This window comes from Micromonospora sp. NPDC005163 (genome assembly GCF_053599835.1).
In genome coordinates, this window is sequence record NZ_JBSFYP010000033.1 from 60,880 (window position 1) to 75,806 (window position 14,927).

Genomic DNA, 14,927 nt, shown 5'->3' on the forward strand with positions numbered 1-14,927 from the left:
TGTTCCACCTTTCGCGACGGCGGTTGCCGTCGATGTCGATCAGCAGACGTGCGACGAGGGTCAGGTCGCGGGGCGCCGCCGAGTGACCGTTCCGCATTCCCGGCGGCCGGGAGCGTGCGGGTGCCGCGAGGTCGAAGGGGCAGGTCCACGCCGCCGTCACGGCGGGTGGCAAGGGACGGTCGTCCCGTTCAAGCGCGACCGGCGTGAATGTTCCGAACGCATTACATCTTGGTGACAGACAGTAACGTCGATCGAAGCCGAAAGAAAGTATTGATCAGAGCCAACTTTTGTTTGATTCAACGAAAGCAGCTGATGGTCTTCGATACCGGCTTCCCGCCCGGTGGTGCTGGCTAGGCTCGTCGTGACCCGGGAGGCCGCAGGAGGAGTGTGCATGGTCGTGACCGGACGGACATCGGCCCGCCGCCGGCTCGCCGCCGCCGTCACCGCGCTGACCTGTGCGATCGCGGTGGCCACGGCCGGCTGCACCCACGACGACGACGGGTTCCGGCCCGGTGCCGCCGACGCCGGAGACCCGTACGTCCCGGGCCGTGGCAACGGCGGCTACGACGTCACGCACTACGGCCTGGACGTCCGCTACGACCCGGCGACCGACCGGCTGACCGGCCGGGCCGCCATCACGGCGACGGCCACCCAGGACCTGTCCCGGTTCAACCTGGACCTGGCCGGGCTCGAGGTCAGCGCGATCACCGTCGACGACGCCCCCGCCGAGCACCGCCGCGACGACGGCGAGCTGGTGGTGACACCGCCCGCCGGGCTGCCGCGCGGCCGGGCGTTCACGGTCGCGGTGGAGTACGCGGGCGTGCCCACCGCCATCGCCGACGGGGAGCTGGGCAGCGGCGGTTTCCTGCACACCGCCGACGGAGCGGTCGCCCTGGGCCAGCCGGACTCCGCCGCCACCTGGTTTCCGGTCAACGACCACCCGTCCGACAAGGCCAGCTACGACCTCGCGGTGACCGTCCCGGACGGCCTGTCGGTGCTGAGCAACGGGGTGCCCGGGCCGAAGAGCAGCGCCGACGGCTGGACCACCTGGCGTTGGTCGGAGCGCACACCGATGGCCAGCTACCTGACCACGCTGGTGATCGGCGACTACCGGGTGGTGAGCGGCAGTCACGCCGGCCGGCCGATGGTCACCGCGGTGGCGGCGAGCATTCCGGCGACCGGTGGCGCGGCCGACTCGTTGGCCCGTACCGGCGAGATCGTCGACTTCCTGGCCAGCCGCTTCGGCCCGTACCCGTTCGACTCGTACGGCGGGATCGTCGTCGCCGACGACCGGATCGGCTACGCGCTGGAGACCCAGTCCCGCCCGGTCTACGGGCCCGCCTTCTTCGACGACGACCGGCCCAACCCGGGTGTGGTCGCGCACGAGCTGGCCCACCAGTGGTTCGGCGACAGCGTCTCGCTCAGCAGGTGGGGCGACATCTGGCTCAACGAGGGCTTCGCCAGCTACGCCGAGTGGCTGTGGGAGGAGCACGACGGCGGTCGCACCGCGCAGCGCAACTTCGAGCTCCAGTACGCGGCGACCGACTGGTCGCAGCCGTCGGTCGAGCCGGGCCGGGAACGGATGTTCGGGACCGCCGTCTACAAACGCGGAGCGCTCGCCGTGCATGCGCTGCGCCGGACCGTCGGAGACGACACCTTCTTCCGCATCCTGCGTACCTGGACCGCCGAGCGGGCCGGGGGCAACGCCACCACCTCCGACTTCGTCGCGCTGGCCGAGCGGGTGGCGAACCGGCAGCTGCGCCCACTCTTCGACGCGTGGTTGGTGGGCGGTGCGGCACCCACCCTGCCGTGACGGGGCCGTGATGGTCGGTCGATAGGCTGCCGCCCTGCGGCCGGCGGGCGGACGCCGTTCGCGTGGGGCGGCGCAGGCCGCCGCCGTACGGGGGAGGGCTCGTGATGTGGGTGACGAGGCACAGGCTGCGGGTGTCTGCCGGTCTGCTGGTGACCGCGGCGCTCGTACTGTCCGGATGCGACTCTTCGACCCCGGAGGCGGCGCCGCCCATAGGTGCCTCCCCGACGCCGTCGCGGACGTTCGCCCCCGGCGCGGCCGGGGTCGGTGACGCCTACTTCCCCACCTACGGCAACGGCGGCTACGACGTCGGCCGGTACACCGTCAAGGTGCGTTACGACCCGGCGAAGGACCAGCTGACCGGCAAGGTCACGGTGCAGGCCACCGCGACCGCCGACCTGTCGGCGTTCAACCTCGACCTGGCCGGCCTGACCGTCAGGACGGTCACCGTGGACGGCGCCCCGGCCACCCACACCCGGCAGAAGAACGAACTGGTGATCAAGCCGGCCGCCGGCCTGATCAACGGCAACGGATTCGTCGCCGAGATCGGGTACGAGGGGCAGCCGAAGCCGTTGAAGAACGAGGTGCTCGGCGACGGCGGGTTCCTGCACACCTCGGACGGTGCCATCGCGCTGGGCCAACCCGAGTCGGCGAGCACCTGGTTCCCGGTCAACGACCACCCCTCGGACAAGGCGGCGTACGACTTCGAGATCACCGTCCCGGACGGTGTGACCGCTGTCAGCAACGGCGTACCGGGTGGCAAGACCAGCAAGGACGGCTGGACCACCTGGAAGTGGTCGGAGAAGTCGCCGATGGCCAGCTACCTGAGCACGCTGGTGATCGGCAAGTTCCGGATCACCACCTCCGAGCACAAGGGAAGGCCGGTGTACAGCGCGGTCACCACGAAGGTGGCCAAGGGTGCGGCGGACGCCTCGATCGCGAAGACCGTCAAGGTGGCCGACTACCTGGAGAGCGTGTTCGGGCCCTACCCGTTCGACGCGTACGGCGGTGTGGTGGTCTCCGACAGCCGGATCGGCTACGCGCTGGAGACCCAGAGCCGCCCGGTCTACTCCGCCGCCTTCTTCCGGCAGGGCGAGAACACCGAGGTGGTCGCGCACGAACTGGCCCACCAGTGGTTCGGCGACAGCGTGGCGCTGGCCAAGTGGGAGGACATCTGGCTCAACGAGGGCTTCGCCACGTACGCGGAGTGGCTCTGGGCCGAGCACACCAGGGAGTACACCGCCGAGCAGGCGTTCGACAGCCGGTACGCCCAGGTGCCGGCGCAGGTGTGGACGACGCCGCCCGGCAAGCCCGGGGTGAAGGGGCTGTTCAGCGAGTCGGTCTACCAGCGCGGCGGGATGACCCTGCACGCGCTGCGGGTCGCCGTCGGCGACAAGGCGTTCTTCGAGATCGTCAAGACCTGGGCGGCGGAGAAGCGCAACGGCACCGCCACCACCGCCGAATTCGTGGCGCACGCCGAGCGCATCTCCGGCAAGCAACTCGACAAGGTCTTCGACGCCTGGCTCTACGGCACGAAGAAGCCTCCCACCCCCAAGCCCCTCTGATCCCGCCACGGTCCCCGCGATCCGGTCAGATCGCGGGGACCCCGGGTCAGGTCTTGACGCGCAGCGTGGGGTGGGCGGACAGATAGGCGTCGGCGCGGCCGGCGCGCAGCTCGGAGATGAACTTCCGGCCGACGCTGGTGAGCTGTTCGCCGCGGTAGGCGCTGCCCTTGCCGACGCCAGAGCCGGGCAGGCCGACCAGCACGAACCGGTCCTCCGGCACCCCGCCCAGCGCGTACGCCAGGTCCACGATGCGGCGACCGCCCACGTAGACCAGGGTGTCGCCCAGTGCGGCGACCACCTGGTCGACCCGCTCCGGCTGCCGGGCCAGGCCCTCGTCCAGGATCTTGCGGGTCAGCGCCCGGATCAGCTGCTGCTGGTGGCGCTGCCGGGCGTAGTCGCCGCCGGTGATGTAGCGCTGCCGCGCGTAGTCCAGCGCCTGCCAGCCGTTGAGGTGCCGGTCGCCCTTCTCGTAGACCATCTGCGGTCCGGTGTACCCGCCCGGGGCGCTCTCCCGGTACTTGCCGTCGGGCCGACGGTGCAGTGAGGCGACCCGCTGGTCGACGTAGATGTCCACCCCACCCAGGGCGGTCACCAGCCGGTCGAACCCGGTGAAGGTGAGCACCGCGCCAGCGTCGATGCGCAGGCCGGTGTACCCGCTGACCGTGCTGCGCAGCAGCTCGTACCCCTGGGCGGTGCTCGGCTGTTTGGGCTTGCCCGGCACCCGGCTGCCGAAGCTCATCGCGTGGGTGAGCTTGGTCTTGCCGCCGGCGTAGTCGGCCTTCGGGAACGCCGGGATGTCCACCAGCAGGTCGCGGGGGAGCGAGAAGAGGTACGCCCGGCCCAGTCCCTTGGGCACGTGCAGCACCAGCACGGAGTCGGCGTGCGGCTCCCAGCCGGGCACGCTGACCCGGGTGTCCACCCCGACCAGCAGCAGGTTCAGTGGTCCGGTGATGTTGGCGCCCGGCGGCGGCCCGGTCGGGCTGGGGCTGGGCGTGCCGGCCGGCAGCGCGCTCGGCGAGCCGGCCGGTGCCGAACGGTCCGGCGTGTCGTCGCCGGTCAGCCGGGTGACCACCACCGCCCCGGCCGCGACCAGCGCGACGATGGCGAGGGCCGCCAGCCCCAGCAGCAGCCACCGCCGGCGTGGTGCCATCGATCCGAGAACCATCTTCGAATTCCCTTCCACCCGTATCCGGAACAACGCTCCGACGGGTGCTCCGGGTTGCGGCCGGAAGGCACCGGGTCGGTCGGCCGGAGCATGATCGCGCGAAACTGCCGCTGGCGCGAGCGCTACTCACCGGTAATGATGCGTTCATGCGGTACGACGTGATCGTCATCGGGTCCGGCTTCGGCGGCAGCGTCACCGCGCTCCGGCTGGCTGAGAAGGGCTACTCGGTCGGCGTGCTGGAAGCGGGCCGACGGTTCGCCGACGACGAGTTCCCGCAGACGTCGTGGCGGGCCCGCCGGTTCCTGTGGGCGCCGAAGCTGGGCTGCTACGGCATCCAGCGGATCACCCTGCTCCGTCCGGCCGACCGGCGATCCGGCGGCGGTGTGCTGGTGCTCTCCGGAGCCGGCGTGGGCGGCGGTTCGCTGGTCTACGCGAACACCCTCTACGAGCCGCTGCCAGCCTTCTACAGCGATCCGCAGTGGCGGGACATCACCGACTGGCGCGACGAGCTGGCCCGCCACTACGACCAGGCGAAGCGGATGCTCGGCGTCACCACGTACCCGGTGGACACCGGAGCGGACCGGGCCATGCGGGCGGTGGCCGAGCGGATGGGGGTGGGGCACACCTTCCACGCCACCCCGGTCGGCGTGCACATCGGCCGCCCCGGCCAGCGGGCCGCCGACCCGTACTTCGGCGGCGCCGGCCCGGAGCGCACCGGCTGCCTGCACTGCGGCTCGTGCATGACGGGTTGCCGGCACGGGGCGAAGAACACCCTGGTCAAGAACTATCTCTGGCTCGCCGAGCGGCTGGGCGCCACGGTGCACCCGCTGACCACGGTGACCGCCGTCCGGCCGGCCGCCGGCGGCGGGTACGAGGTGCACACCCTCCGCACCGGGGCCTGGCTGCGTCGCCGTCGCCAGGTGATCCAGGCCGACGAGGTGGTCTTCGCGGCCGGGGCGCTCGGCACCCAACGGCTGCTGCACGAGATGAAGGCCGATGGGGCGTTGCCGGGGCTCTCGCCGCGCCTGGGCGAGCTGACCCGGACCAACTCGGAGGCGATCCTGGGGGCCTCGGTGCCGCGCCAGCGTGCCCGGTCCGAGCGGCTGGACTTCACCGAGGGGGTGGCGATCACCAGCTCGTTCCACCCCGACCCGCAGACGCACGTCGAGCCGGTCCGCTACGGACGCGGTTCCAACGCGATGGGGTTGCTCCAGTCGCTGCTGGTCGACGGGGGTCCGCACCGGGTCCGGCGCTGGCTGGGCAGCATCGTGCGGCAGCCCGGGCTGGCCGCCGGCATGCTCTCGGTGCGTGGCTGGTCGGAGCGCACGGTGATCGCCCTGGTGATGCAGTCGGTGGACAACTCCCTGACCACCCGGTGGCGGCGTGGCGCGCTCGGCCGCCGGCTGGTCACCGGCCCGGGCCACGGCGCGCCCAACCCGACCTGGATCCCGGCCGGCAACACCGCGGCCCGGCTGCTCGCCGAGGAGATCGGCGGTACGCCCGGCGGCTCGCTCACCGAGCCGTTCGACATCCCGGTGACCGCGCACATCCTGGGCGGGGCGGCGATCGGGGCCACCCCGGCGGACGGGGTGATCGACCCCTACCATCGGGTGTACGGGCACCCGGGGCTGCACGTGGTGGACGGCGCGGCGGTCTCGGCCAACCTCGGCGTCAACCCATCGCTGACGATCACCGCGCAGGCTGAGCGGGCCATGTCCCTCTGGCCCAACAGGGACCACCCCGACCCGCGACCCCCGCTCGGCAGCCCGTACCGCCGGGTGGACCCGGTCGCACCGCACAACCCCGCCGTCCCGGCGGACGCTCCCGCCGCCCTGCGCCCCCCCTGACCCACCCCGGCGGCGCGCTGGGGGCGAGCCGGTGCCGGGGGCGGCGGTGACTGTCGGTAGGCTTTGTGCACATGAGCCTGCCTCGCCCCGTCCTCGTGGTGGACTTCGGAGCCCAGTACGCCCAGCTCATCGCCCGCCGGGTCCGCGAGGCGAACGTCTACTCGGAGATCGTGCCGCACTCGATGCCGGTCGCCGAGATGCTGGCGAAGAACCCGGCCGCGATCATCCTCTCCGGCGGCCCGTCCAGCGTCTATGCGCCGGACGCCCCGCAGATCGACGCCGGCGTGTTCACCGCCGACGTGCCGGTCTTCGGCATCTGCTACGGCTTCCAGGCGATGGCCCAGGCACTCGGTGGGACGGTCGCGAGGACGGGCAGCCGTGAGTACGGCGGCACGCCGCTGCGCCCCCGTCTCCTCGAGCCCGGCGTGCTGCTCCGCGACCTGCCGGCCGACCTGCCGGTCTGGATGAGTCACGGCGACTGCGTCACCGAGGCGCCCGAGGGCTTCACGGTGACCGCCGAGTCGGAGGGCGCGCCGGTGGCGGCGTTCGAGGACCTGGCCGGTCGCCGGGCGGGCGTGCAGTTCCATCCGGAGGTCGGGCACACCGCGCACGGCCAGGAGATGCTGACCCGCTTCCTGTACGACATCGCCGGCATCGAGCCGACGTGGACGGCCGAGAACATCATCGACGAGCAGGTGGCCCGGATCCGCGCCCAGGTCGGCGACAAGGAGGTCATCTGCGGCCTGTCCGGCGGGGTGGACTCGGCGGTCGCCGCCGCGCTGGTGCACAGGGCGGTCGGTGACCAGCTCACCTGTGTCTTCGTCGACCATGGCCTGCTGCGTGCCGGTGAGGCGGAGCAGGTCGAGAAGGACTACGTGGCGGCCACCGGCATCAAGCTGAAGGTGGTCGACGCGGCGGACCGGTTCCTGGGCGCGCTGGCCGGGGTGACCGATCCGGAGCAGAAGCGCAAGATCATCGGTCGGGAGTTCATCCGGGTCTTCGAGGCCGCCGCCCGCGAGATCGCCTCGCACGGCGATGTCGAGTTCCTGGTCCAGGGCACCCTCTACCCGGACGTGGTCGAGTCCGGCGGCGGCACGGGCACCGCCAACATCAAGAGCCACCACAACGTCGGCGGCCTTCCGGAGGACCTGAAGTTCGCGCTGGTCGAGCCGCTGCGCACGCTGTTCAAGGACGAGGTCCGCGCGCTCGGCCTGGAGCTGGGCCTGCCCGAGGCGATGGTCTGGCGGCACCCGTTCCCGGGCCCCGGCCTGGCCATCCGGATCATCGGCGCGGTCGACCGGGAGCGTCTCGACCTGCTGCGCCGGGCCGACCTGATCGCCCGGGAGGAGCTGACCGCGGCCGGCCTGGACCGCGGCGTCTGGCAGTTCCCGGTGGTGCTGCTCGCCGATGTGCGCAGCGTCGGCGTGCAGGGCGACGGGCGCAGCTACGGGCATCCCGTGGTGCTGCGCCCGGTCTCCAGCGAGGACGCGATGACCGCAGACTGGTCACGACTGCCCTACGAGGTGGTGGCCCGCATCTCCACCCGGATCACCAACGAGGTGGCCGAGGTGAACCGCGTGGTGCTGGACGTGACCAGCAAGCCGCCGGGCACCATCGAGTGGGAGTGAGCGCGCCTCACGCGGTCGGTGGATAGGACGGCGTCGGGGCGTACCCCGGGTCCGGCACGCCGGGCGCGGGCCCGGCGGTGGGCGGCGGGCCCTGCGGCGCGACGCCCGTCGGGTGCGGCCAGGCCGGCGCTCCGGTGGGCTCCTCGGGCATCAGGAACCACATGATCGGGTACGCGAACAGCGCCAACCCGCCGGTGAGCAGGCCGCTGACCGCGAAGATCACCCGGACCACGGTGGGGTCGACGGCGAAGTAGCGACCGAGGCCGCTGGCGACACCGGCCACCATGCGGTCGGTGGTGGGTCGCCGGAGCTGCTTGTACGGGGCGTGGGGAGCGGTGGTGGATGTCATGCCTCCACACTCCGCGCCGGTGCCCGGCCCGACCTCGGTGACCGCCCGGATCCTTACCCTGACCGATCCCTGATCGGGGTCAGACAGTCAGGAATCCGACTCTTTTCCGTTCCGGTAACCCGGCCCGGGGAGAATTTGCTTCCGTGACCACCTTGCTGGAGCCGCTCCGCAGGATCGCGGCATACGCAGTTTGTGCTGACCCAGACGGCCAAGTGTTGCTGGTCCGTGCATCGGAGCGCTCCGGCACACCCGGCACGTGGTCGCTGCCCGGTGGGGCGGTCGACCACGGCGAGGACCCGAACCACACGGTGGTCCGGGAGACCGCCGCCGAGACCGGCCTCTCGGTCGCCGTCTCGGGCCTGGCCGACGTGCTCGCCGACATGCGGGCCCTGCCGGAGCGCGGCATCACGATCCACACCGACCGGCTGATCTACCGGGTGGCGGTGCGCGGCGGCACCCTCGCAGACCGGGTCGGCGAGCGCCCCACCGATCTGGCCCGCTGGTACACCCTCGACGAGGCCCGGCAGCTTCCGCTGCGCTCGTTCACCGCGCGTGCCCTCGGTCTGCCCGCCTCCTCGGCCGACGTGGTGCCCGACGAGGCGCCGGAGTTCCCCTCCTTCTACGCGGTGCCCGGCCCGGACGGGCTGCACCGGGCGCAGCGCTTCGCCGCGTACGCGGTGTGCACCGATCCGGCCGGTCGGGTGCTGCTCACCCGCGTCTCCGACGGCTACCCGGGCGCCGGCTGCTGGCACCTGCCCGGCGGCGGCACCGACTACGGCGAGCAGCCGGGCGCGGCGCTGATCCGGGAGCTGGTCGAGGAGACCGGCCAGACCGGCCGACTGGTCGAGCTGCTCGGCGTGGCCAGTCACCGCGACGCGGCCTCGCTCGGCCCGGAGGGCTACCCGATCGACTGGCACGGGGTGCGTGCGTTCTACCGGGTGGTGGTCGACCAGCCCAACCCGTTGACGGTGGCCGACGTGGGCGGCTCCACCTGCGAGGCCCGCTGGTTCGCCCGCGAGGAGCTGGGCGCCCTCCCCACCCACCACCTCACCGAGGTGACCGCCGAAGCAGTCCAAGCCGCCCAACTCACCTAACCCGCTCCCTCCCTCTCCCACCCCCCTCCCCGGCCCCCCGGACCCGCCCATCCCTGCGTTGATCATGAAGTTATTGTCAGGACACGCCGAGATGGATGGCGATAACTTCATGATCGACGGGGGATGGCGGGGGATGGCGGGGATGGCGGGGAGCGGGATGGAGCTGCGGCGGGGTGTGGGGGTCTACGGGGTTCTGTGGGACTCGGGGCGCGTGTTGGTGGTGCGGGAGCGGGGTGGGGACGAAGGGCCGGAGGTTTGGCGGGTGCCCGGGGGTGCGGTGGCGCATGCCGAGCATCCGGAGCACGCGGTGGAGCGCGAGGTCGCCGGGCAGACCGGGCTGACCGTGACGGTGGACCGGCTGCGGGCGGCCGTCGCCGACGTGACCACCTACCCGGAGGACGGCATCGCCCTGCACACCGACCGGTTGGCGTTCGAGCTGAGCACGCGTGGTGGCACGCTGCGTGACGCCGGGGACGGCCCGACCGACCGGGCTCGCTGGGTCACCACCGCCGAGGCGGCCCGCCTCCCGCTGGCACCGTTCAGCGCCGAGCTGCTCGGCCTGCCGGTCACCCCGCTCCCGACCGGTGTCCACCGGCCCGCCGAGCCGTTCCCGCCGGCGCACCCCGACCGTCGGCTGCGCTTCGGGGCGTACGGGCTGGTCACCGATCCGGCCGGGCGGATCCTGCTCACCCAGATCGCGCACGGCTACCCGGGAGCGGGCAGGTGGCACCTGCCGGGTGGCGGCACCGATCACGGCGAGCAACCAACCACCGGGCTGCTCCGTGAGCTGGTCGAGGAGGGCGGTCAGCTGGGCCGGGTGGTGGAGCTGCTCGGCGTGGACAATCTGCACAACCCTGCCGCGCTCGGCCCGGAGGGTCGGCCGTTGGACTGGCATGGCGTCCGAGTGATCTATCGGGTGCTGGTGGACGTACCTACCGATGCGGTGGTCACCGAGTCTGCCGGCGGTTCGACGGCCCGAGCCGGCTGGTTCACCCCGGCCGAGGCCGCCGACCTGCCGTTGACCGGGATCGCTGCCTCGGCAATCGGACAGTCGGGTCGATAGCCCCACGCTCGGTGAGCCGAGATGGTGACCCTCCGGTACAGTCGATGGCGGGAATGATGGAGGAAACGGGCGATGAGGCCCGGCATGGGAACAAGAGTGCGGTTCGCGCGGTTTAAGCCAGATATAAGTACCGCCGGCAGCTATCGCCAAGTCCCGTTCCCCTATGCGATGGTGTACTCCGCAAAACGGCTGCCGGGCCACGCAAGGTCCGGCACGAGACAGCCGGACACCCGCCCCACGGCGGCAGCCGATCCGGTGATGGAGGAAACGTGCCGAGAGCCCTATGGCGCCGGCGTCGTACGACTGACAGTCCGCGCCCCGCCGGGCGTCGCTGGGCGGGCCGGTTGCGCCGCAGCAGCACGTTCGCCCGTCAGGTGCTGCTGGTCCGTGTGGGCCGCCGCGACGGCGACCTGCGGACCACCGACCTGGCGCTGCCCGAGCACCGGTACGCCGACCGGCAGCGCCGCCGCTACGGCCTGGACCGCCTCGGCCGCTCATCGCTCGACGTCAGGCGGTCGGAGATCGAGGCCGTCATGCCGGTCAGCCCGGCGCTGCCGCCGATGGCGCACGCCGACGAGGCTTCGGCCCGGTCGATCCCACTGCTCCCCGGCGAGCGCACAGTCGCCCGCCGGATGAAGTTCGGCCTGGTCAACGCGTGCACGCTGGCCAGCCTGATGCTCGGCATGCTCGCCATCTTCCAGGCCATGCAGGGTGAGGTGCGCCTCGCCGCGCTCTGCCTGATCGCCTGTGTCGCCTTCGACGGTCTGGACGGCGCACTGGCCCGCCGGCTCGGTGTGGCCAGCCCGTTCGGCGCACAGATGGACTCACTGGCCGACATGTGCTCGTTCGGTCTCGCCGCGCCGGTCGTGGTCTACGCCTCGCTCGCCGGCTCGGTGTCGACGGCCGCGGCGGCGGTGGCCTGCGCCCTGGTCGCAGCGTGTGCCGCGATCCGACTGGCCCGTTTCAACGTCTCGCCGAAGGACGGCCGCTTCTTCTGCGGGGTGCCCACCACCATGGCGGCCGCGGTGCTCGCCGTGACCGTCGCGATCGGTCTGCCCGTCCCCGGCCTCGTGCTGGTCGCCGGGGTGGCGCTGCTCGCCTTCGCGATGGTCTCCAGCTTCCCGTACGCCAAGCTCGCCCGGCTGGTCAAGCTGCCGCCGTGGCTCTGGCTGGCCCCGGTGATCGGCGCGCTGGTCGACATCCGGCTCACGTTCGCCCTGATCGTGGTGGGTTACCTGGTCAGCGGGCCGGTGCTCTGGCTGCGGCAGCGTCGTACCGCCTGATTCGCGCGCAAAGGAAACGGGGCGCCCGCCGACCGGCGGGCGCCCCGTTTCTCGTTGGACGGGGTCAGCGCCAGCGGGCGATGACCGTGGAACCCCCGACCACCTTGTCGCCCGGTCCGACCAGCGGCTCGGCGGCCTCGGCCGGCAGGTACACGTCGGTCCGGGAGCCGAACCTGATCAGCCCGAAGCGCTCGCCCTTCGCGAGCAGCGCGCCGATCGGCGCGCGCTGCACGATCCGGCGGGCGATCAGCCCGGTCCGCTGGGCGACCACCACCGTGCCGCGGCTGGTGTCCAGCACGGTGTACGCGGCCACGTTGTGCTCGGCGTCCGGCTTCATCGCGTTGACGAAGCCGCCGTCGGCGACGAAGTAGTCCACCACCTTGCCGGCGACCGGCGCCCGGTTGACGTGCACGTCCAGCACGGACAGGAAGACCGCGATCCGCAGCCACTCACCATCGCCGAAACGTTCGTCGTGCAGTCGCTGCACCGACAGGACCTGCCCGTCCGCGCTGGCGACCACGGCCGCCGGGTCCTCCGGCACGTCGCGCTGCGGGTCGCGGAAGAACGCGGCGACCGGCCCGGCGGCCAGCGCCGGCAACAGCCAGAGCTTGGACGACGGACGTGCCACCCGGGCCAGCACGGCCAGGCCCAGCGTGATGCCGGCCGCGGCCACCCCGTTGGAGTCGATGTGCATGCCACGGGTCAGCGGAACGCTCGACGGCCGGTGCGCCGGGGCCAACCGGTCGGCCGCGGCCGGGCTGGCCGCGGTGAACCGCAGCCGGTAGATCCGGACCGGCGGCGAGTTGCGCAGCACCAGGTCCGCGCCGACGCCGTAGAGGGCGTCCTGCCGGGCCAACTCGGCGGCGGCGCCGGTGGTCCGACCGGGCGTGGCGGCGGTGGCGACGTTCAGCACCGCGCCGTCGGCCAGGTGCTTGACCAGGGTCTCGATGGTGCCGCGGGTGTCCTCGGCGGTGCCGGTGAACGCCTCGCCGGCGATGACCACCCCGGCGACCTCCGCCTCGGCCAGCGAGTCGATCACGCGAACCCGGTCGGCGACCCACCGGCCCTGGGCGGTGACGTGCTCGCGCAGCACCGTGACGCCGGACGACTCGGCGGGTACCACGGTGAGCCGGTCACCGGGGAGCAGCGCCTCGATCGCCGCGGCCAGCACCGCGGACTCCGGGCTCGCGCCGACCAGGAGGGCGACCTTGGGATCGTTGATCCGGGCCAGCTCGGTGACGAGCGTACGGGCGGCTCGCTCGCCGATGCGGACCGGACCGGACCGACCGGTGGTACGCACGGCGGGGGACTGGGTCATGTCGGACGGGCTCCTGACGGGGTAGAGACGGGAATCGCGGCGGGGCCCGCCATGGCGGGACGGGCCGGCCGGCGGAGGCGAGATCTCCACCGCTCAGCATATGCGCCTGCCCGCGCCGGCCGCACCGCCGGAGCGGTGGAGAAGGCCGGCGCGGGCAGGCGCCGGGTCAGGGCTCGCGCCGCTGGTCGTCCCGCTCGTCCGCCGGGTGGTCGACCCGGGTCGGCTCGTCGGCCTCCGCCCCGGCCGGGCCGGCGAGGAGGCCGGTGGTCGGCTCGTCGCCCCCGTCGGCGCGCTGATCGGAGACCGAGGTGGTCTCCGGCTCCGACGGCGGGTGGGCCAGCCAGGCTGGGTGGATCACCTCGGCGGTCGGCGTCTCCGGTGCCCGCATCTCGGCCGTCGGCGTCTCCGGTGCCCGCATCTCGGTGGTCGTCTCCGCCACCGGTCCCGGTGTGGGAGCGTCCCAGGTGGAGCGTTCGGCGTCCCAGGACGGCAGGCCCGCGCCGGAGATCGGCGCGGACGCACCGGAGACCGGCACGGCGGACTCGGCGGGGACGGCGTCCTGAGCGGTCGGTCCCGGTTGGGCCGGCCGGCCGGAGCGCAGCGCGCCGACCAGCCCGAAGACTCCGATCAGGATCAGTGCGCCGGCCAGGAACCAGCCGACCGGCGGCAGTGCGAGCCCGAGCAGTTGGGCGAGCAGCCACCAGGCGGACAGCCCCAGGAACACCAACCCGAAGGCGAACGACACCAGGTCCGTACGGTGAGCCTTCACCGGGTCACCTCCAGGTTGCCGGCATTGACGTGGATGTACAGGCGCAGTGTCCCGCCCCCGGGTCCGTCCGCGCCCAGGTCGGTGGACTCGCGCAGGCGCCCGTCCAGCCCGCCGGACCGGTTGCCGAAGATGGTGGCGTCGCCCGCGTTGACGTCCGCCACCGTGGTGACGTCCACGTTCGGGGGCACGACCACGGTCGCCTGGCCGAAGTTGATCGCCACGGTCACCTGGCTGTCCCGCTTCGCGAAGTCGATCCCGCGCAGGTCGAGCACGGCGTCACCGAAGCTGTTCTCGTACCGGTCGGCGAGGTCGCGGTAGTCGGTGGGCGCCCAGGTGACCGCGCCGTCGACGCCGCGGATCCGGTCGTACGACTCGGCCACCGTGGCAGTTCCCAATGCGGCGGCGGTCACCAGGCCGAGCGCGATCAGCCAGCGGGCCCGGCCGAACCAGGTGCCGACCAGCAGCCCCAGCGCGATCGTGGCCAACGCGGCGGCGAAGTACGCCGAGGCGCCGACGTCGAAGACGTCCAGCAGGTCGAGCAGGGCGACGACGCCGAGTGCCAGAAAGATCAGCGAGAACGTCACCGCGCCGAGTGGCGACCGCTCCCGGGGTCGCTTCGGCGGCTTCGGCGGCTTCGGTGGCTTGCGCGGGGGGTACGCGGCCGGCGCGGCGTACGGCCCGTGCGGCGCGAACGGAGGGCGGTATCCGGCCGGTGCCGGTGGCGTGACCGGGTAGCCGGCAGCGGGCGCACCGGTCACCGGCGCCGACGGCCAACCCCCGCTGGGCGTGCCGGTGCTCGGCCAGCCCTGCGTGGTGGACGGTGGTGCCGGCCAGGCGGCCTGCGGCGCCGTCGTGGCGGCCGGGCCCCCGGACACCGGACCCACTCCGGACACCGGCTGCGCGCTGGTGACCGGCTGCGGGGCGGAAGCGGCCGGCGCGTCGTACACCGGGGCGTGCGGGGTCGGCGTCCCGCCCGGAGCCGCGCCGGCGTACGCCGGATCGCCGCTGGCCAGCGGTGCGGTCGCCAGCGGGCCGG

The 14,927-nt window shown here is 72.8% G+C and carries 11 protein-coding genes and 1 pseudogene; 7 read left to right on the forward strand and 5 right to left on the reverse strand.

Going from position 1 to position 14,927, the window contains the following annotated elements; translation table 11 throughout:
- Positions 1–391: 391 nt before the first annotated feature.
- Complete coding sequence (locus tag ACWD6N_RS22395) at positions 392–1,813, forward strand: M1 family metallopeptidase (RefSeq protein WP_354964716.1); 1,422 nt, start codon at positions 392–394, stop codon at positions 1,811–1,813.
- 104 nt (positions 1,814–1,917) lie between these two features.
- The gene (locus tag ACWD6N_RS22400; protein ID WP_354964715.1) at positions 1,918–3,375 is read left to right on the forward strand and encodes a M1 family metallopeptidase; all 1,458 of its coding nucleotides are present in this window, start codon (positions 1,918–1,920) and stop codon (positions 3,373–3,375) included.
- Between the two features lie 46 nt (positions 3,376–3,421).
- On the opposite strand, the gene ACWD6N_RS22405 is transcribed toward ACWD6N_RS22400, so the two are convergent.
- Complete coding sequence (locus ACWD6N_RS22405) at positions 3,422–4,540, reverse strand: LCP family protein (RefSeq protein WP_354964714.1); 1,119 nt, start codon at positions 4,538–4,540, stop codon at positions 3,422–3,424.
- A 146-nt stretch (positions 4,541–4,686) separates the two neighbouring features.
- Here ACWD6N_RS22405 and ACWD6N_RS22410 point away from each other — a divergent pair, with 146 nt between their 5' ends.
- Both ACWD6N_RS22410 and guaA read left to right on the forward strand, forming a co-directional pair.
- Positions 4,687–6,387: an FAD-dependent oxidoreductase gene (locus ACWD6N_RS22410; RefSeq protein ID WP_387327780.1), complete on the forward strand. Its 1,701-nt coding sequence runs from the start codon at positions 4,687–4,689 to the stop codon at positions 6,385–6,387.
- Positions 6,388–6,458: 71 nt separating this feature from the next.
- Positions 6,459–8,015, forward strand: coding sequence for a glutamine-hydrolyzing GMP synthase (gene guaA / locus ACWD6N_RS22415; protein ID WP_354964712.1), 1,557 nt, complete (start codon positions 6,459–6,461; stop codon positions 8,013–8,015).
- A 7-nt stretch (positions 8,016–8,022) separates the two neighbouring features.
- Here guaA and ACWD6N_RS22420 read toward each other — a convergent pair whose 3' ends face one another.
- Positions 8,023–8,364, reverse strand: coding sequence for a PspC domain-containing protein (locus tag ACWD6N_RS22420; protein WP_354964711.1), 342 nt, complete (start codon positions 8,362–8,364; stop codon positions 8,023–8,025).
- A 143-nt stretch (positions 8,365–8,507) separates the two neighbouring features.
- On the opposite strand from ACWD6N_RS22420, the gene ACWD6N_RS22425 reads away from it, so the two are divergent.
- The 3 genes from ACWD6N_RS22425 to ACWD6N_RS22435 all read left to right on the forward strand — a co-directional run bounded on the left by ACWD6N_RS22425 (position 8,508) and on the right by ACWD6N_RS22435 (position 11,804).
- The gene (locus ACWD6N_RS22425) at positions 8,508–9,458 is read left to right on the forward strand and encodes an NUDIX hydrolase (protein WP_354964710.1); all 951 of its coding nucleotides are present in this window, start codon (positions 8,508–8,510) and stop codon (positions 9,456–9,458) included.
- A 157-nt stretch (positions 9,459–9,615) separates the two neighbouring features.
- Complete coding sequence (locus ACWD6N_RS22430; RefSeq protein WP_354964882.1) at positions 9,616–10,521, forward strand: NUDIX hydrolase; 906 nt, start codon at positions 9,616–9,618, stop codon at positions 10,519–10,521.
- A gap of 344 nt (positions 10,522–10,865) precedes the next feature.
- Positions 10,866–11,804: a CDP-alcohol phosphatidyltransferase family protein gene (locus ACWD6N_RS22435; RefSeq protein ID WP_354964881.1), complete on the forward strand. Its 939-nt coding sequence runs from the start codon at positions 10,866–10,868 to the stop codon at positions 11,802–11,804.
- Between the two features lie 64 nt (positions 11,805–11,868).
- Here ACWD6N_RS22435 and ACWD6N_RS22440 read toward each other — a convergent pair whose 3' ends face one another.
- From ACWD6N_RS22440 to ACWD6N_RS22450, 3 genes and pseudogenes are all read right to left on the reverse strand, one after another.
- Entirely contained in the window at positions 11,869–13,122 is a 1,254-nt protein-coding gene (locus ACWD6N_RS22440) for a phosphatidylserine decarboxylase (protein ID WP_387327775.1), read from the reverse strand.
- 520 nt (positions 13,123–13,642) lie between these two features.
- A pseudogene (locus ACWD6N_RS22445) lies at positions 13,643–13,891 on the reverse strand (hypothetical protein); the annotation flags it as partial.
- On the reverse strand, positions 13,888–14,927 hold a 1,040-nt coding region (locus ACWD6N_RS22450), incomplete at its 5' end, for a LiaF domain-containing protein (RefSeq protein WP_450005153.1). The pseudogene ACWD6N_RS22445 and the gene ACWD6N_RS22450, both read right to left, overlap by 4 nt.